This window comes from Methanobacterium paludis (genome assembly GCF_000214725.1).
Lineage (GTDB): Archaea > Methanobacteriota > Methanobacteria > Methanobacteriales > Methanobacteriaceae > Methanobacterium_C > Methanobacterium_C paludis.
Genome location: NC_015574.1, coordinates 1,938,274 through 1,957,561, shown reverse-complemented (window position 1 = coordinate 1,957,561; position 19,288 = coordinate 1,938,274). Strand labels below are relative to the sequence as shown.

The 19,288-nt window shown below is 35.5% G+C and carries 18 protein-coding genes; 9 read left to right on the top strand and 9 right to left on the bottom strand.

All coding sequences use genetic code 11. The features are described 5' to 3' along the window. Nucleotides 1-357 precede the first annotated feature (357 nt). Both tsaA and MSWAN_RS13200 read left to right on the top strand, forming a co-directional pair. Entirely contained in the window at nt 358-753 is a 396-nt protein-coding gene (tsaA, locus tag MSWAN_RS09225) for a tRNA (N6-threonylcarbamoyladenosine(37)-N6)-methyltransferase TrmO (protein ID WP_013826380.1), read from the top strand. A 168-nt stretch (nt 754-921) separates the two neighbouring features. Continuing rightward, nucleotides 922-1,161, top strand: coding sequence for a cadmium resistance transporter (locus tag MSWAN_RS13200; RefSeq protein ID WP_144011639.1), 240 nt, complete (start codon nt 922-924; stop codon nt 1,159-1,161). Nucleotides 1,162-1,426: 265 nt separating this feature from the next. Here the strand turns inward: MSWAN_RS13200 and MSWAN_RS09220 are convergent, their stop codons facing one another. Further along, nucleotides 1,427-2,002, bottom strand: a complete 576-nt coding sequence (locus MSWAN_RS09220; RefSeq protein WP_013826379.1) for a nucleoside/nucleotide kinase family protein — start codon at nt 2,000-2,002, stop codon at nt 1,427-1,429. Beyond that, a complete protein-coding gene (locus MSWAN_RS12660) occupies nt 2,002-2,196 on the bottom strand; it encodes a hypothetical protein (protein ID WP_144011577.1) in 195 nt (64 codons plus the stop codon). The genes MSWAN_RS09220 and MSWAN_RS12660 overlap by 1 nt, the downstream gene beginning before the upstream one ends. A gap of 271 nt (nt 2,197-2,467) precedes the next feature. Here MSWAN_RS12660 and MSWAN_RS09215 point away from each other — a divergent pair, with 271 nt between their 5' ends. The 3 genes from MSWAN_RS09215 (at nt 2,468) to MSWAN_RS09205 (ending at nt 4,416) form a co-directional block, all read left to right on the top strand. Next, nucleotides 2,468-3,319: a UbiA family prenyltransferase gene (locus MSWAN_RS09215; RefSeq protein ID WP_013826378.1), complete on the top strand. Its 852-nt coding sequence runs from the start codon at nt 2,468-2,470 to the stop codon at nt 3,317-3,319. A gap of 34 nt (nt 3,320-3,353) precedes the next feature. After that, nucleotides 3,354-3,929 carry a dTMP kinase gene (tmk, locus tag MSWAN_RS09210; protein WP_013826377.1) on the top strand — a complete coding sequence of 192 codons (576 nt, stop codon included), beginning with the start codon at nt 3,354-3,356 and terminating at the stop codon, nt 3,927-3,929. Between the two features lie 115 nt (nt 3,930-4,044). Then, nucleotides 4,045-4,416, top strand: coding sequence for a hypothetical protein (locus MSWAN_RS09205; RefSeq protein WP_013826376.1), 372 nt, complete (start codon nt 4,045-4,047; stop codon nt 4,414-4,416). 281 nt (nt 4,417-4,697) lie between these two features. On the opposite strand, the gene MSWAN_RS09200 is transcribed toward MSWAN_RS09205, so the two are convergent. From MSWAN_RS09200 to mcm, 5 genes are all read right to left on the bottom strand, one after another. Beyond that, nucleotides 4,698-4,916, bottom strand: coding sequence for a hypothetical protein (locus tag MSWAN_RS09200; RefSeq protein WP_013826375.1), 219 nt, complete (start codon nt 4,914-4,916; stop codon nt 4,698-4,700). A 152-nt stretch (nt 4,917-5,068) separates the two neighbouring features. Then, nucleotides 5,069-6,028, bottom strand: coding sequence for a tyrosine--tRNA ligase (locus MSWAN_RS09195; RefSeq protein ID WP_013826374.1), 960 nt, complete (start codon nt 6,026-6,028; stop codon nt 5,069-5,071). A gap of 350 nt (nt 6,029-6,378) precedes the next feature. After that, the gene (locus MSWAN_RS09190; RefSeq protein ID WP_013826373.1) at nt 6,379-7,437 is read right to left on the bottom strand and encodes a 60S ribosomal export protein NMD3; all 1,059 of its coding nucleotides are present in this window, start codon (nt 7,435-7,437) and stop codon (nt 6,379-6,381) included. 55 nt (nt 7,438-7,492) lie between these two features. After that, nucleotides 7,493-7,900 carry a translation initiation factor IF-2 subunit beta gene (locus MSWAN_RS09185; RefSeq protein ID WP_013826372.1) on the bottom strand — a complete coding sequence of 136 codons (408 nt, stop codon included), beginning with the start codon at nt 7,898-7,900 and terminating at the stop codon, nt 7,493-7,495. A gap of 239 nt (nt 7,901-8,139) precedes the next feature. Then, on the bottom strand, nt 8,140-10,140 hold the full coding sequence (gene mcm, locus MSWAN_RS09180) for a minichromosome maintenance protein MCM (protein WP_013826371.1): 2,001 nt from the start codon (nt 10,138-10,140) through the stop codon (nt 8,140-8,142). A gap of 296 nt (nt 10,141-10,436) precedes the next feature. On the opposite strand from mcm, the gene MSWAN_RS09175 reads away from it, so the two are divergent. Next, the gene (locus MSWAN_RS09175; protein WP_013826370.1) at nt 10,437-10,871 is read left to right on the top strand and encodes a hypothetical protein; all 435 of its coding nucleotides are present in this window, start codon (nt 10,437-10,439) and stop codon (nt 10,869-10,871) included. Between the two features lie 139 nt (nt 10,872-11,010). On the opposite strand, the gene MSWAN_RS09170 is transcribed toward MSWAN_RS09175, so the two are convergent. Together MSWAN_RS09170 and MSWAN_RS09165 are read right to left on the bottom strand one after the other, a co-directional pair. Next, nucleotides 11,011-11,655, bottom strand: coding sequence for an RlmE family RNA methyltransferase (locus MSWAN_RS09170; protein WP_013826369.1), 645 nt, complete (start codon nt 11,653-11,655; stop codon nt 11,011-11,013). Nucleotides 11,656-11,861: 206 nt separating this feature from the next. Continuing rightward, nucleotides 11,862-12,392, bottom strand: coding sequence for a metallophosphoesterase (locus MSWAN_RS09165; RefSeq protein ID WP_013826368.1), 531 nt, complete (start codon nt 12,390-12,392; stop codon nt 11,862-11,864). 582 nt (nt 12,393-12,974) lie between these two features. Between MSWAN_RS09165 and topA the strand changes: the two genes are divergently transcribed. From topA to MSWAN_RS09150, 3 genes are all read left to right on the top strand, one after another. Further along, nucleotides 12,975-15,338: a DNA topoisomerase I gene (gene topA / locus MSWAN_RS09160; protein ID WP_013826367.1), complete on the top strand. Its 2,364-nt coding sequence runs from the start codon at nt 12,975-12,977 to the stop codon at nt 15,336-15,338. Nucleotides 15,339-15,692: 354 nt separating this feature from the next. After that, nucleotides 15,693-16,199, top strand: a complete 507-nt coding sequence (locus tag MSWAN_RS09155) for a DUF488 domain-containing protein (protein WP_013826366.1) — start codon at nt 15,693-15,695, stop codon at nt 16,197-16,199. Between the two features lie 418 nt (nt 16,200-16,617). After that, nucleotides 16,618-19,083, top strand: a complete 2,466-nt coding sequence (locus tag MSWAN_RS09150; protein WP_013826365.1) for an STT3 domain-containing protein — start codon at nt 16,618-16,620, stop codon at nt 19,081-19,083. The last annotated feature ends 205 nt before the right edge of the window (nt 19,084-19,288 follow it).

Below are 19,288 nucleotides of genomic sequence, written 5' to 3'. Positions count from 1 at the left end.
GTGTTTGAGGATTTAAGAAGGAGTTAATGTTTATGGTTGGCGAGAGGTCCCTAAAAAGAATTGTTCATATCTCCCTTGGGGTCTTGAGCATCCTTGTTATAATCTCAGGGTTGGGAATTGCTTACTACCAAACTGTAACTTTCTTGACATTGGGATTAGATAAAACTCTTGCATTTAAGGTACATACTTTTATTTTTCCTTTTTCCTAATCCTGCTGGTTTTGCATTCATTTATGCTGAATATTTTAAGGGGTTTGAGGGATTAAATCTACTGGTACTACTGTTGCAACCTTAAATTCTAAAAAACTTTTTTAGGACTATCTAAAATTTAAAATATTATATCGATCGAAAGAATTTCATGAAACTCAAACCTATAGGCATAATAAATTCCCCTTACAAAACAAGGGCTGAATCCCCACATCAGGGTCGTTACAGTGAAGAACTTAGTAAAATAACTATTTTTGAAGGGTACGCAGATGGTTTATTGGGTATTGGGGATAAAAAATATCTTTTAATATTTTACTGGCAGGACAAAGCAGAACGGGATAAGTTGCAGATTGTACCTCGTGGTAAAACAAAAAAGAAAGGTGTTTTTGCCACAAGAGCTCCTGTACGGCCTAATCCCATAGCTCTGTGTCTGGTTGAACTGGTTGGAGTTGATGGAAGAACATTAACTGTGAGGTGGCTTGATGCCCTGGATGGATCTCCACTTCTGGATATTAAACCATTTTGGGCCGATATAGACTGTTTGTGAATATATGGGCTTTTGAATAATGATTTAAAAGAAGGTTGAATTATGGAATTCACACTAATTTTTATAGCAATTGTGGGGTTTGTGGCCACTAATTTAGATGATCTTTTTTTTAATGATATTTTTCGCACATCAGGATTATAAAAATACTCAGATCATCGTAGGTCATATATTGGAATTTTATCTTTAATTTTAATAAGTACATTGGCTTATTTCTTTAAATTTATTATACCTACAGCTTGGATAGGGTTATTGGGTATTTTTCCCATAATTGTAGGTCTTAAAAACCTGCTAGAATTAAGAAAAAATAACGAAAACGATGATCCCACCTTTAAAAGCAAAAATAAAAGTTTTATCTCAAGATTTATAAATTCATCCATATTTTTCAGTTGCAATTGTGTCTTTTATTAATGGTGGAGACAATATAGGGGTTTATGCTCCTATTTTTGCTACTTTAAACCTCTATCAATTGTATTTTATGATAGGACCTATGATCTGGCTCTTTCAATACTTCATGAAGAGATCCAGCATGAATCATGGTTTTCCGAGTTTCTGGGCGAAAGTCCATCAGGACATTTCCTTCGTAAAGGCGACACATCTCCATTTGTATCTAAATTCCTGGAATAAACCACATCTAACCATTTAAATCTACATTTAACCACCTAAACTGTACAAGTTACCTGACACGACTATCTAACCTTTCTATAATCTCATCAATCTCATTTTGAACTTCTTCTATCGTCCCGCTCGTATTGATCACATGCCACTCATTAGCAAGCTCCAAAGCCTTCCCGCGAACCTTTATCAGATCCTCAAGCATTTTAAACATCTCTTCCTGGTCTTCTTGCCCGGACATCCGCTTCATGGATTCTTCAGGTGTCAGATCCAAAAAAAACATGTACTCTGAAACAGGTAAAAAAGCTGTAAATATCCAGTACATGATTTTAGCAAGGGGCATTGGTAGATAAGCCAGATTCATGAGATACCGGACAAAAATAACGGTGTCAACACCACCATAGTAAGTTTGGGCCGATTGAATAAAATCAAGGGTGTAATAAATTGGTGCTTTAATTTTGTTCAGTGGCCCTGTTTTAATGAGCGCATTCTTTGCCTTTATGCCGTACTTACCATCTTGCGACGGATGGCTCCGTAAGATGACCTTTTCACCTTTTGCAAGGTATTTGTCACGGATTAACTTGGAGTGAGTGGCCTTCCCAGATCCCAAGGGCCCATCAAGAACTATAAAACGCATTATGTCACCTTAAAGAAATTTATTGCGTCCACGGCTGGAAATAGCGATGAAATGGATAAAATGTTTTTGGTAAGGATATTGGAAATCTTTTTGTTGAATTTAGGATATTCTTTAAGTACTCTTCCAAGTATAACAAGTAGCAAAGCTACGTATCCATATACAAATATAGTACAGATCAGCTCATTATGTATCATGAGTTTTTCTAGTTTTTTTTAGTATAAGAGCATTTGGATTTAACCTTTGGTTAATTAAATAGATTTTAGCTGCCTTATTTTGTTATCTGTGGATAGTTCGGATGGGAATCAATTCGAAATAGAATTTGTTTAAGAAGGACTTCCAAAAATCTTTTTATTCAATTAAGTGATATTATATTTGTAGAACAGTTTGTATAAAGTGTAAATCTTTTTAAGAGTTTATTATATTAATTAAAGATATTTATTGAACAATAATTTAGCGGTGTTTTCTATGAACGCATTTTTAGAGATAATCAGACCAAAAAACGCAGTAATGGGAGTTATAGCAGTTTTTATAGTACAAATAGTTGTTGCAGTTTTCACTTACCAGATATTTATAGCAGCTTTAGTTGTATTCCTTATTATGGGTGCTGGAAACGCACTGAACGATTACTTTGACTGTAAAATAGATGCTGTAAACAAGCCCGAACGTCCAATCCCATCAGGGAGAATGTCAAAGAACACGGCAGCAATATATTCAGCAGTACTCTTTGTGGTTGGTGTAGTGTTGGCAGATTACATGGGCCCACTTGCTGGAATTATAGCTGCATCGAGCTCAATTTTACTCATATTGTACGCGTATAAACTTAAAAAAATGTCTTTAGTTGGAAATGCAAGTATAGCGCTCCTTACAGGTCTCTGCTTTATCTTTGCAGGCGTTGTTGTTGGTAACATCAATGTTTCAGTTGCTATGGCTTTCTACGCGTTTCTTATGACCCTGGCACGTGAGATGGTAAAGGATATAGAAGATGTTGAAGGTGATAAAATGGAAGGAGCCACCACGTTTCCAATAGTTCACGGCAAAAAGTTAGCAGGACATGTTGCAGCATATATAATGATATTTGCAAGTTTAACAAGCCCCATATTATATTTTATGGGTTTTTTAACTGTATTGTATATTCCTGTGCTTTTAATTGCAATCATCATATTCTTGAACTCCGCATATTCCATATTAAAGGATCAGTCACTTGAAAACACAAAAATGATTTCAAAAAAACTTAAAATTGGTATGGCGGTCACTTTCCTAGCTTTTACACTTGGATCTCCGTTTTTAACATCATGGATCATCGTACAGGTCATTTAATATAATTTCAATTTAAAACTTCAGGAGAAAAGATATGTACATATGTTTGGAAGGAATCGATGGATCAGGAAAATCAACCCAGATAAAACTCCTTGAACAATGGCTTTATAACTGTGGACACGAAGTTTTAAGGGTTTTTGAGCCAACTGACTCAAAAGTCGGACGTTTGATACGTGAAATGCTCCGTAATCCACACGCTACCGATGAAAACTTTCAAAGAACACTTGGATTACTTTTTGCAGCGGATAGAACCATTCTTATGGATAAAATCATCGATGCAGAAGTCGAAGGTAAAGTAGTTATAAGTGACAGGTGCTTCTATTCAAGTATTGCTTATCAAAACGGTGCCGAATGGTTATCCCAGATAAACAAGTTCGCAAGAAAACCAGATCTAGTCTTGCTTCTGGATCTGGAACCTGAAACTGCTTTGATGCGCTGTGAAGGTAAAGACAGCTTTGAAGATAGGAGTTTCCTTGAAAAAATAAGGAAAAAATATCTTAAACTTGCAAAAGAAGAAGAATTTTTTGTTGTAAATGCTAATAATGGTATAAACAAGGTACATGAAGATATAAAAAGAATTGTGGCCCGCAGATTGGGCATGTGTGTTTAAGTTGTTAATCCGCAATTCAAGCATTAGTTAACACTAAACGGCACTAAACAATTTAAACCTTTATTTTTAACCAAATATTATTCAATATGATATTCAAATGTCCAGGGGGATTATAATGGATAGAGAGGAGCTTGCAGATAAAATAATAGAAACAGAACCTGAAAAAGTGCAGGGGGATAAGGATGTATGGGAAGAACACATTTATTTCAGTGATAAGGTTCTTATAGTGGGTTATAAGGAAAATGAAGATTATTGTGCCGGACATCCGGAAGGAAAATGTGTGAGATATTACTCATGGTACTGGGAGCTTCGTGACTCTGACAGTTGGGAGGTTCTGCAGGAGAACCATGAAGGTGACTACACATTTTGTACAGAATTTGAGAAATGCAAATTGAGTGATCAGGACTTTCTTGATGATATAGCAGATGAAATTGCAGAAGAAGTCTTTAGATGGCTTCAGGATTTGAAACATGATAAGGAAATTTGAATGATCCATTCGTTAACTATCAAACTTAAATTAATTGAAAATAACTATTAGTTTCTAATTTATTCGGTTCTCAATATTTTCCACACTTCTTGAATAATTTGTTTATTAAAATTCCTTTTAAAAAAATAAAATTAAATGTTACATAAATTACTGTTACATTAAAAAAAAGATTGGAATTAAATTAAATAAGGTAAATAATGGTTAAATTTAAGTTAAATTAATTAAAAAGTTTTTTAAGAACTTTCCTGGCTAAAATATTTTCATTAGAACGATGACCCTGCTTAGGACTCATCTCTAGAATTGCCTTCAAGTTCTTTTATCCGCTCGTTTAAGGCTTTTACGATGTGGTCCCTTGCATTTTCCAGTTTTTCAATTTCCCCTTGGAGAACGGGTCCGTATTCAGTTTGTATTAATTCAAGATCGTATGTGGTTATAACCTCTGCAAGTTGGCTTTCTGTAATTCCCGCAGGAATTTTCATTTCATATACCTTTTCTTCCATATAATCACCTTCTTTTAATCATTTGGATACATAAAATCATCATATTTTAAGCTTGATATAAACTGTTACTTTTTTGAGATGATTAATTCGAAATGACTGATTTGAAACGATACTCTCAACTTAACTATTAATTTGAACAATTTTAAAGATTTTTAAGAGTTAAGGTATTCACGAACAGGTTTTAAAATTTCAATCAGATGGTTTGAAACTGCATTTTTAAGGTCCAGAGGGTGTAATTTTCCTTCGCCGTAGTTTTTCAGAAGTTCTTCTTGTGTGAGTTCCAGGTTTCCCCCGAATTTAGGTGGTCTCTCTATCAAAATTGTATCCCTTTCACTGAAAATGAAGTGATCAGCTATTTCTATAATTGGGTTGTCCTCAACCTGGCCCTGTGGACAGAAACTTTTCTGGATCTTCCTTTTTATAACATCCGCTTCGTCGTCTACTGCTATAAAATTGTCTTTACTCGATGACATTTTGTCAGAACCATCTGTACCGTGCAGCAGTGGTGTGTGTATGCATACAGGTGCAGCAAATCCCATTTTTGGCAAGTGTTCCCTTGCAAGCATGTGGATCTTTCGCTGTTCCATTCCACCGAGGGCAACATCAACATTTAAAAAGAGCATGTCCACGACCTGTAAAATTGGATAAATGACCTCTGCAACCTTATGGTCCTCACTGTCCCTTGTTATTTGGGCCATACTTCTTTTTGCACGGGTTAATGTTGTTGTAAGGGCGAGTTCGTATACTTTATTTACGTGTTCTTGTCCCCTCTGAAATTCGGATCCTAAAATGAATTCAGTATCTTCTGAGAGTCCAAGAGCTTTGAAACATTTTATGTTGTACTCGGATATTTTCTTTATTTCATCAAGACTTCCCTTTCCGTTCAAGTAAGCGTGAAGATCCGCAAGCAAAATTTTTATTTTAAATCCTGCCCTTTGAAGGTCTATCATCTTTTTAACGGTGATTGCATGTCCAAGATGGACGCTTCCTGATGGTTCATAGCCGATATAAGCTGTCATGTTTCCAGTTTCAATCTTTTCTCTGAGTTCCTCTTCTGTTATCACTTCAAGTGTTCCTTTTTTTATCAATTCTATCTTAGAGTCTGTGTCCATCTTATCACCGTAAAAATGCTTGAGAATATTAAATTTTTAGTCAAAATTGATTCTTTGATTTATATTAAAGTTGTTTAGCAATATTAAAGTTGTTTAGCAATATTAAAGTTGTTTAGCAATATTAAAGTTGTTTAGTTTTTTTGTACAAATATTAAATTTATTTAGATTTATATGATATTAAAGGCAATATAATCTTTGCATTTAATTTGAAGGATATACGAATTTGTATATCTGTTGGTTGTTAATTACATTAAAAAAATATTATGGATTAATATTTAGATAGTTCTTGAGTAACTGGATAATTAACATATTGAATAGTTTATTGAAATCTTACCTTATTATTCCTATCTTTATTTATTAAAAATCAGTTTAAGAATATAAAGATTTCCTTCTATCTCCACGATCGGTACTTCTTCTCCAATTTCAATCCCTGAAATTCCTTCATGGATCGGTATATCAATGGGTTGATAGGTCTCAGGATGGAGTATCTGGATGGACCTGGGTGTCTTTGAAGTTACAGTTGTATTTTTTGTATCTTCAAGTTCTGCAACGATCTTTATCCTGTCGTAGTCCCTCCACATCACGGATGATGTGTGGGGAGAATCCAATTCTTTAAAGGCTATTCTTTTACCATTAAGGCCTGTAATCTGGCCCAAGTTTCCTTCATATTCTATAAAATCGCCCTTGTGGAATTTTGCAAGTCTCAGGGATATCCATATTCTGTAAAGGTCCTTTCCAGTTGATTTATTCCGTCCGGCGATCTTGGGGGACTCTTTCACGACGCCACCGAAAACTTCCTTAATGGAATTTACCAGGTTCAATGCAACCTTGTATGAGCCAACGTAGTAATCAATACCTTCTTTCAGTACCATCCTATTTGTTATATAAGCCATCATATTCTTTTCTGAGAGCTTTTTGATACGAGCTATTATAATCCCGTCAATTGTTTCAATTTCATCCTTTGATGGAACCCTTTCATCAGCCCTTAATTGGATTACAGCTTCGTAATAACCGGAATCATATTTGCTGCAATCTGGGCAGATGGTTTTATTCTTTTTAACCTCAACAGCATACTCTTGCTTGATGGTTTCACCCATTACAGTGCCTGAAGCATGGACGATACATTCAAAAATTGACCCACGGATTGTTATGATTTCTACACCTATATCAAGGTTTTCTACCAGATCATCAACTGTTATGGCATCAGATACAACATTATATATGATTTCTTCTTCAGGCAACCCTGGATTTTTCCATTTTCCTCTTTTAAGGGTTGAGCCACATTTTACGCAGATTGTGAACTCAATTTTATCCGGTAAACTGATTAACCGGAATTCTTCTATAAAACAAGACTTGCAGAGACATTTAAAGAGCTCCACATCTTCTTTCCCGCATTTTGGACAGAACATTTTATCAATCGATTTTTATTGAAAAAATAAAATAACAATAAAATAAGACTGTAAATTAAAGTGTTTTTAGAGGGGCTTTAGCACCGCATGCTTCACATTTCAAGATATCAACACGCTCTTCCCTTATTATCTTGGTGTCCGGCCTGTTGCACTCATGGCACATTACGAAACGTTTAACATAGTCTTCTATCCTGTCGTTTATAAGGTAATGGGTAAATTTTCCCTGCATTATGGCCCTTGAACCTTCAAGGTTTCCAGCAGTACCCAGTTCTCTTAAAAGGAACTTTAAAACGTGTTGAGGATCTCTGTTCATGGCGTCTGCAACTTCGCTGAAGTTCTGGATGATGGTTCTGTTTCCCTGGATCACTGAGTAAGCCCTTGGCACTGTGAACCTTTTACTCTCAAAAACCTTTTCTGGCAGCTGCTCTATAGCTCTGTCTAATAATTCATTATAATCGGTCATTTTTTACCTCCTAAAAAATTTAGAAATGTGTAATTGAACTTTATTTAATGAATCGATTTAAAGTAAATCGAATTCGAATGTGAATATATCAAATTGTGGATATCTAATGATTCAACTAATGATATTTAATAAGTTGAATCTAGTGTAAATTTCCTGCAAATCCCTGCTAAAAGTTTTATAAACTCCAAGTTATCTCATACAAGTTTATCTGCAGATTTATCTGATTGTACATGATTTGATTATGCAATTTTGTAGTAACCTTGCTGTGGCTCGTATATTATTCCTTTTCTTTTCAATATTTTTAGCATATCTTCAATCTTTTCTTCACTCATATTATGTCTATCTGATAATTCAGATATAAGTATGTTCTTTGGAGTTTTTCCATTGTACTCTTCTTCCAGTTCTCCTATGACTTCGGTCACAACCCTTATCTTGTCACGTTCCGATTTTGGTGTACGGCCTTCAACCTTGTCAATATCAACTTTACCTGTTTCTGGATCGTATCCTACCTGTTTCATACAGTTCTGCTGTATGGTAATGGCTCTTACAGCATCATATTCTGTTACTTCATCTCCAAGACGGATCTTGGCGCTTGCCTCTGACAATCTTACCAATGCTTCCAGCTGACGTGCTGTAATTGGAACTGGAGAATCTTCATCCACTGCACCACTTCTCATGTCCACGTAGAACTTTTGAAGGGCTGCAATGGCTTCATCTGTGAGTTTAGGATGGATGTCACGTCTTGCATAGGCTATATATTTCCTTAAAAGTTCAGGTTCAATTTCGAAGGGTATGGAGTTGTCCTGATGTATTCTCAGTATGTGGCTTGCAAGTTTTGTATCTCTTTCAACGTCTGGTTTATCTTCCACAACAAATATAAGATCGAAACGGGATAGAATAGGAGATGGGAGGTCTATCTGTTCAGCTATAGATTTATAACGGTCAAAACGACCAAATTTGGGGTTTGCTGCTGCAAGTACGGAACAACGGGAGTTCAATGTGGCCATTATACCGGCCTTTGCAATACTGATAGTTTGCTGCTCGAGGGCTTCGTGAATTGCAGAGCGGTCTTCAGGTCGCATTTTGTCCAGTTCGTCTACACAAACGTTACCGCGGTCACCCAATACCAGTGCACCTGCTTCCAAACTCCATCCTCCGAATTCATCACGTACAGCTGCTGCTGTGAGCCCAACACCGCTGGTTCCCTTACCGCTGGTGTAAATTCCACGTGGAGCTAATTTTGAAACATATTTAAGCATCTGGGATTTACCAATACCGGGATCTCCCACAATCAGTATGTGAATATCTCCCCTTAGACGGGTTTTATCCTCCAGATTCTTGGCAGATCCTCCGAAAAGCTGTAGTGCTATTGCTTCTTTGACATCCCTGTATCCCTGTATTGAAGGTGCTGTGGAGTTTATAATCTTTTCGTAAACCTCAGGGTCTGCTGCAAGCTCCTTTATTTTATCTTCATCTTCTTCGCTTATTTGGAGTTCTTCAAATTCTTGTTCCATGGCTTCTATGTAGTTTCCGTAGATGAAATTCTTGAAACGTTTTGTTTTTTCGTCCCTTACAGTTTTCATGGTCCCGGTTATTCTGACTATATCTCCAGGGGTTACAGAATCAACCAGATCATCCTCTAGTATTACTGCTATCTGTTTCGGTTCTTCACCACCGGATAGATTTTCAAGAGGTTCCTGAACTTTTATGGTTTGGGTATCCATGAATTCTGACTCTTCCTGAAGTAATCTGAATGATCTTCCTCCACACTCTTGGCAAAGGGCGGGTTCGCTCAAAAGATTGCTAGGCTGTGGCACTTCCTGGAGTCTCATACAACTTCTGCACTCAAAAAGGGCGTTCATTATCCTAGGGCGAATTTCATCAGTTTTACGTATTATTCCATCCACTGCAACAAATTTACCGATGTATTTACTTCTTAAATATCGAAGCTGGATGTTGTTTCGGATATTCTCAAATCTGATGTGGAGTTCTGCATTTTTACGCTGAGGATCGATGTTTTTTATGGCCTTCTGGGATGCCTTCAGAACTTCCTCTGGTTTTTCAAGGAGAAGATCTGCAATGTCCGGGTCAAACATCTCAAGTTCGGTGTAATCCACCACAACCGATCTTTTATCTGGATACTTTTCAAGGGCTTCAAAGACAGTATCTTTATATTTTGAGCTGAAAAATTCCTCAAATTTTGCCACCGATGTTTTTGCTTTATCTGTTGAAGATGTCATTGTTCAAGTATACTCCTTCAAATTAAAATTTAATTTATTGAAAAATTTATTAAATATTCACTTTCATTAACTAAATTTTATTACTAATTATATCTTAATTATTACTAATTTAAAGTTCGTCCATTTAATACTTTCATTTACAGAAGGTTTAAGAATTGATTACACCTAAATTTTTACAACCATATATGACTATTAACCTATGAATACCATAAACTAAAATATTATAAATTGTTTATATTGGGAACTTATAATTTTATGCTTTGATAATTAGAAAGCTCATTATATCAGGTGATAACATGAAAAGGTCAAGATTAAATCTGTTTAAAGCAACATCCATGAGTATATCTGTTTTAGGAATCCTATTGATTCTTGCAACAATAGCGTTATTTGCCTACATTGGAATTTCTACACTTTCATCAACTGTTTCATCAGATGTTAGCAGTGGATCAGCATACGATCAGCTTGCTGTTTTAAAATCTGATTATTCCACTTTAAGCACCCAATTTGATGATATTAAAACTTCCGTTGATAATTCTAACAATGCCAAACTGCAAAGTGCCTATAATAATGCTACTCTTGAACTTGTAAGGGCCCAATCCGCGATTTCAGATGCAGATAGTGCAGTATCTGCGGGTGAATCACAAGATGAGATTAAAAGCAGGATAAGCACAGCACAAACACAACTTCAAAAGGCAGAATCCAGTTTTAGTGATGTGAAAGCCATGATGTAAGTGGGTTATGTAGTGGTTGATTTATTCAAATTCCTTATTTCGAATTATTTTATAAAAGGAAAAACCATTATTAATCCACGGTCTACATGAAATCGGGGGTCTATATGAATGTCTATATGATCTATGATTCCCATCGGGGTTAACTCAATCTTGAGTTGAATTTGTGCGGTTCAAAGGTTCCCCTGAAACCCTTTGCAACCACGTACATTTCAGTACTTGATTTTCTTGAAGATTCTGGCTTTGTGGTTTTAACAATCTTAAACTTTTCTTTAATTTTTTTGATAATATTTTCATATTCTGCACCTTGGAATACTTTCATAATAATGCTTCCATTCCTTTCCAGAAGTGAATCGCATATTTTGAGCACAGTTTCAGCAAGTTCTGCAGATCTAAGATTGTCCATGTCTTTTATTCCTGATAATTTGGGGGATGCATCTGAAAGCACAACGTTGGCCTTACCTTCCAGAGCCTTTTTTATCTTTTTTTGAACGTCTTCGTTTGTAAAATCGCCTTTTATTCCAATAAAATTATCCTCTTCAAATGGTCTTATCCATTGAAGGTCCACACCCACAACAATACCTTCTTCGCCCATAATTTCAAGGGCTACCTGGGACCAGCCACCGGGTGCAGCTCCTAAATCAAGCACGTAACTTTCAGGTTCGATCAGTTTGAACCTTTTGTTTATCTGTTTGAGTTTATAGGATGCTCTGGATCGATAGTTATTTTTTTTGGCCATTTTGTAGTATTGTTCTTGTTTTCGTTCAGAATTCCATTTCTTAGTCATAATCTTTTTCCTTCAATGATAATTATTTTTTGGGCTTTATTCTTTTATTTAACTATATATTTTGTTTAATTAATCTTTTTGAACCAGTTTTATCCTTTGATAGTTTTAGTTCGTTTTTAATTGTTTTATCGGATTTTTATCAGATTTATCCTAATTTTGTTATTTTTTTCTAGATCATGTTCTATTTTTTAGGGCTTTTTAGGCATTTAACTTTTTTTACGCCCTTTAAAATTAAGTGCCTTACACACAGGATCTCCAATTTTAATGATTCTGGCGTCTAACTTTTGGTCTTTAATTTCAATGAGCATCACGGAAGGATCTGATAGTCTGGGAACTGTCGGACTTCCAGGATTTAAAAGAAGTATATTATCCACCTCTTTTATGAATGCCCAGTGTGTATGGCCTGTAATCAGGACTTCAACATCCATTTCCCTAGCTATGTATTTCAACTGTTGAGTATCTCCTCGAGGATAGACTTCACCATGGTTAAGCCCTATTTTTATACCTTCTACCTCAATTATATCACGTTTAGGAAGTTCAGCACCGAAAACACGGTCCATGTTTCCCTGAACACAACGTGTAGTTGCTATAGATTCAAGTTCCTCAAGTACATCGTATGAAACCAAGTCCCCTGCATGCAATATCATGTCTGTGTCCTTAAATGTTTTAAAAACGGTTTCAGGAATCTTTGAAGCCCTTTCTGGTATATGAGTGTCGGATATAACGCCTAATAACATCTAATCTCCTTTATTCTGAGTTTGAATTAGTTTTTTTAGTATTTCATAAAACTAAACCTTTTTTTAATTATGGTCAGTTCTTTTTTTATTTGTTACTGTATAATGGGCTAACTATTTTTTTGTTTCTATCAATAGAACATTTCACCAAAAATAAGGAACTTGTTTAATTCATATGAAATTCTGTTAATTCATATGAAATTCTGTTAATTCATATGAAATTCATACAAATATGAAATTCATACAAAATATTTATAGATTTTTTGATACTTTATTGGTGTTTTAACCCTCTTAAATATCGAATCATAAACCTCTAATTCATATTCCAAATTATTTCAACCAATTCTCTTAAAAACATCTTTTAAAACTATTTTGTAGTAATTTAATTGCTATTGAGTGTAGATGGATCTTGAGTGTAGATGGATCCTCTTGGTGAGTTTTAAGTTGACTATTTCATTGTTTGAAAAAAACTATAAACATGATTTTAAATATAGAAAGTTTAGTATATCTATTAAATCTAAACGATTTTAATCAAATGATCATTTAAAATCTTAAATACTAAATAATTTTATAAACGTGATAACTATGCATGAGGTCATAATCTGCGAGAAACCGAAGGCAGCTGAAAAAATATCTTCAGCACTCTCAAAAGGCGCAGCTAAAAAACATTATAAAAAGGTCCCATATTATGAGTTTGAGGAAAATGGCAAAAAAACCACAGTTTTAACTGCTGTAGGTCATTTATACTCACTTGCACCCAAAGACAAGAAGCAAGATAAACTGTTTGATGTGGAGTGGGTGCCCCTCTATGAAAAGGACAAGAAGAAAAAATACGTTAAAAATTATATAGACGCCATAAAAAAATTATCAAAAGATGCAGATACATTTGTCCATGCTTGCGATTATGATATAGAGGGAACTCTAATTGGTTACAATGCATTGAAGTACGCTTGTGGTGATGAAAGCCTTAAAAATGTTATGCGGATGAAATTTTCAACCTTAACCGATGAAGACATATTAAAAGCTTACAAAAAACCAATGGAGCTTGATTTTAAACAGGTTGACAGTGGTATTGCAAGACACGTCCTTGACTTCTTTTTTGGAGTCAACATGTCCAAGCACCTCACAGATTCTGTTATGAAGGCTACCAAGAGATATATACAACTCTCAGCAGGCCGTGTTCAAACACCAACATTATCTATTCTTGTTGATAGGGAAAAGGAAATTAAAGAATTTATACCCGTACCTTACTGGCTCATAAAGGCAGATCTAGATGTAACTGGTGTAAAAGAAGGAATAACTGCAGACCATAAGAAGGGTAAGATCCTGGAAAAAAAAGATGCAGACGCTATTCTGGTAGAATGTAAAGGTAAAGATGCGGTTATAACGGAAGTTAATCTTAGAAAAACCACTAAAACACCGCCATTTCCATTTGATCTGGGTTCTTTGCAGTCTGAAGCCTATGGTGTGTTTGGATTCAGCCCAAGAAAAACCCAGCAAATTGCTCAAAACCTTTATACAGAAGGTTACACTTCCTATCCACGTACTTCATCACAGAAACTCCCAAAGAGCATAGGGTACGATAAAATACTTAAAAAATTGAGTTACAGTTCTGCATTTGGAAATCATGTGGCCCAACTTAAAAAACCATACAAACCCAATGAAGGTAAGAAAACTGATGAAGCACATCCGGCTATACACCCAACAGGGGTTTTACCTAAAGAGTTGAGCACAGATTACAGGAAGCTTTACGAGCTCATAGTTTACAGGTTCATAAGCGTATTTGGCGAAAATGCCACTTTAGAAACTATGAAAACTACTTTAACAATTGGAAAAGAAGAATTTAACTTCTCAAGGAAACGAATGTCTAAAATGGGATGGATGGGACACTATCCATTCCGTAAAATTGAAGAAGACTATTTCCCAACCATGAATAAGGGAGAAACTTTAAATGTTAAGGAAGTCAGGGCAGAGGACAAGGAAACCAAACCTCCAGCTCGTTACAACCAAGCTTCACTCATAAGGGAACTTGAAAAAAGGGGACTTGGAACAAAGTCAACCAGAGCGAATATAATAGACATCTTATTCAGCCGAAAGTACGTTGAAGGCAAGAAGATAACTGTCAACAAACTCGGAGAACAACTTATAGATACTTTGAGGAAGTATTCAAAGAAGATAACCAGTGAAGAGCTTACAAGAGAATTTGAAACTAAACTTGAAGGTATCATGGAAGGCAAGGACAAAAAGGATAAGATCATAGATGAAGCCCGGGTTGAAGTTTCATCCATTTTGGATGACATTGAGAAAAACAAGCTTAAAATTGGTGAAGAACTTTATAAGTCCTATAGGGAAAGCAGGGTTGTTGGGAAATGTAAATGTGGTAAAAACCTTATATTAATTGATTCACCGAGGGGAAGCACTTTTGTCGGATGTTCAGGTTATCCTGAGTGTAAATCAACTTATTCCATGCCTAGAGGAGCAACTGTACTTAAGACAACTTGTGAGGAGTGCGGTCTTCCAATGATATCCTTTGGAAAACCACGACAAAGGGCATGTCTTGACCCTAAATGTGGTAAAGATGGTAGAGAACCTACAAACGAGGTTGTTGGCAAATGTCCAGATTGTGGAAGCGATCTTATAAAGAGATCAGGACGTTACGGTGAATTTATTGGGTGTTCGGGATTCCCAAAATGTAGATTTACAAAATCTATAGATGATGATGGTGGTAAAACCGCTGCTAAGACTACTGGGGCTCCTAAAAAGACTGTTGCTAAAAAGGCTGCTACTAAGAAGAGTGCTACTAAGAAGAGTGCTACTAAGAAGAGTGCTACTAAGAAGAGTGCTACTAAGAAGAGTGCTACTAAGAAGAGTGCTACTAAGAAGAGTGCTACTAAAAAGAGTGCTACTAAGAAGAGTGCTACTAAGAAAAATGCTAAGAAAACCAAATAACTCTTTAGTTTTTAATTTTTAGTTTTTAATTTTCTTTTAGATCTCCCTCATTTAGGTCTTCTTTAATTTCATTCTTTTGATATATTTTCATTGAATATTCCCTATTTTTTGATTTATGTATGATAAAACCAATCAATTTTTTTCATCCTTTATTCATCTTACTCAGGATGAATGATTTGTTTATATTGGATTTAAGCTTTGTTTATATTGGATTTAAGCACTTGTGCAGTGGTATGGGTTAGTTTTAAAGAGATTGATTAGACAGTTGAAATTTTAAAAAAATTATTTATTCATGAAAATAAACAGTCTAACAAATAGAATTAAAGTAAATAAAAACCCGAGATACTGATAAAAATGCAAACAGGGGAAAATTTAGGAGATAATATAGTTTATACAGTAGGACACAGCAATATTGAACTTAAAAAGTTCATCAAACTCTTAAAACTGCACAAAGTTAGATCTCTTGTGGACGTAAGGAGCGCACCCTACAGTAAATACGTTCCACAGTTCAATAAGAAGGACCTGGAATTAACTCTTGAGAATAAGGGAGTTGAGTACATCTATCTTGGAGATAAGATTGGTGGAAAACCAAAGGATGAAAAATATTATATAAATGGAAAAGTTCAATACAACTTGGTTGAAGAAACTGACGCATTTAAAGAGGGAATATCAGTATTAATAAGCGTTGCGTTTTGTAAAAAAACAGTCTTGATGTGCAGTGAAGAAAATCCTTACAGCTGTCACAGACATCATCTTATTGCACAGAATTTGTTAAAGAGAGGATTGAAAGTGTTCCATCTGAGGGGTGATGGGACTCTGGAAAGGGCCATGATGGAAGATATTCAGTTGAAATTATTTTAATAAACATTTCAATTAATGAGTTATTAATGATCTATTCAGATTTTGTGATTTGTCTAGACCGCTGATTATTGGTTTTATGATATGTGGACCTGCGAATGTTTTTTTTGTTTCCAAAAATAATCTGAAAAAATGGACAAATCATGATAAGATATAAATTGCAACTCCTCTAAAAATAAGTTAAGTTTACCAAAAATAACTAAATTATAAACTAGATCAATAAAATAAAACTAAATTGAGTTTTGGACTAGGGAATGACCACAATAATTAGTAATAAAATGAAAATTAGTAATTATAAAAATTCAAAGCACAAGAACGAATAGTACTCTAAAATTTAATTCTTAATTATAAAATGAACTTATCAAATGAATTGAATTTAATTTAAGATTTAGAACGTATTTAAAAGATCAAGGAGGGTAATATGAGTATAAAAGAATTTTTATCCAAATATAAAGTGTTCATAATCATCATTTTATTGTTTTTGATGGTTTTTTCACTTAGGGCAGAAGCAGGCTTTATTCCTGGCGCATCTGACCAGATGAAAGCCTATTATGAGGATGGAAATGGACTTCCATACTTCAGTGAGATGGATTCTTATTACAATTATCGTATGACTGCAGATTTCATTGCTTATGGCCATTTAGGTGAAACTAAAATAAATGGTACGGATTGGGATACGCTTTCATATGCTCCGGAAGGTAGATCTGCCGAGTATTCGCCATTAATAGTTTATTTAACGGCATTTGTGTATAAAGTGGCAAATCTATTTGCAAAGGTACCTTTAACAGCGGTTGCCTTTTGGATGGCAGCTTTCATAGCATCTCTATGTGTAATCCCCGCATATCTGTTCATAAGAAGACTTACAAATGATTATGGGGGAATAGTTGCAGCCTTACTTGTAGGGTTGGCACCTTTCTACTTTTCGCACACCTTTGCAGGATTTTTTGACACGGACATGTTTAACATACTTCTACCTCTACTTGTGGCGTGGTTCTTTGTTGAAAGTGTACGTGCAAAAGAAATTAAAAACAGAGCCATTTTCGCGGTTTTATCTGCAGTATCTCTGTTACTGTTCTCAATGGCATGGGAAGGATGGTGGTACATATTTTACATCTTGATAGCAGCGGTAGTCATTTACCTCCCAGTATCAAGATATCTCTTCAATATTAAGACCAAACCTCTAAGTGAATATCCAAACAAGAAAGAATGGTTCCTGGATCAGCATGAAATATTCTCTTTAGCAGTGTTCCTGGTTCTAGGTTCAATTCTTATAATACTTGTTTCAGGATGGAGTGGGTTTGTAGGATCTCTTACAGGTTCCGTTTCAATTACACAGTTACAGTCATCTGTAACTGCGGGAACTTCATATCCAAACGTCTTTGTATCTGTGGGGGAAATGCAGGTACCGACGTTAGATGCTGCTATAGCTGGAGTGGGTGGAATTGCACCCGTTGTATTTGCAATACTGGGGGTATTCCTGTTATTCTGGCAGCTAAAGCCTAAAACCGAGAAAAAGGATAATAAACCAAAAAAATCCGGTAAAAAATCCAGTAAACGAAAGAACAAATCCAAACGTAACAGGAAAGCGAAAGAAAATGATGGTACCAAAGAGAATGAAAATAAAATCAATGGACCTATAAGTGGAAAAGATAGGAAAAACTATCTTTTCTATGGGATATTATTCTCATTATGGCTTATAATAATTGCATACGCATTAACAAAAGGTCAAAGGTTTGGTGAACCGTTCGCAATACCTGTAGCACTTAGTGCCGGTATATTTGTTGGTTTCGTAGCAACTTACGTTAAGGAACATGTAGCTAATCAAGGATACCGCTATATAATAACTGCCTTAGTAGTAATCATTGCGGTATACAGCCCGATAGTCTCGGACTATAGCGTTGCTTCTTCGATTGTGCCAGGTACAGACGATTCAATGGTAGCGTCATTGTCATGGATAAATCAGAACACGTCAAACGATACGGTTATAACCTCATGGTGGGACTACGGCCACCTATTTACCGCAGTGGCAGATAGACCCGTAACTTTTGATGGAGGTTCTCAGACTGGTGCAAGAGCTTACTGGGTTGGAAAGGCACTACTGACTAACAATGAAACGCTTTCTGCGGGAATATTAAAGATGTTATCTACAAGCGGTGATCAGGGTTATCTGACACTTGAAAATTATACCAAGGATACTGGTAAGAGCACTGAGATATTGAACAATATTCTGGGTGTTGATAAAGCGACAGCACAGACTATACTAACAACCCAATATGGTTTAACTACAGATCAGGCTCAGAACGTCTTGAAATATACTCATCCAGATAATCCAACTCCTGATGTACTTATAACAAGCTCTGACATGATTGGAAAAGCGTTATGGTGGTCTTACTTTGGAAGTTGGAACTTCACGAGCAACAACGGAACTGCCTCGGGTTACTCTGCTGCACAGGCAAATGCAACAACAGTGAACAATACAACGGTACTTATAGGAAGTAATGCTGTTGTAGCTCAAGTTAATGGCTCCAATATTACAGCAGGAGTTATAAACACCAACGAACTTCAAAGTCAGGAGAACACCACAAGTTCTTCGGTTCTGTACAACGAGATCTTAACTGAGCTAAAAGGAGGCAATGGTTCACTTGTCTTGAAACCACACAAGCTCATGGTGATTAACAATGGAAATCTAACAGAACAGATTGTGTCCAATGACAGTTCTTTCTCCATCCTCGTGATTGGTGAGAACAGTACTTATATCACTGTAGCAATGAGTAAGGAACTTGAAGATTCCATGTTCACAAGGTTGTATTTCATGGGTGGTGCAGGTTTAACCCATTTCAATATGTCCTATGCGCAGCCTGGTGTGATGGTTTGGAAGGTAAGCTGAAAAAATGAGAACCACATTTTTTCTATTTTTTTCTTTTTGAAAAATTTCTATTAAACCTTTGATTTAAAAAAAATTAAGAATTTACTCATTATTTTTTTCTTTGATTAAAAACTTTTTTAAGTGTGAAGGAATTAAATAAACATATTGCTTATTGTTGAATTGAATTTTATGCAATAACTAATCAATAAAGGAAAGATTTAACATC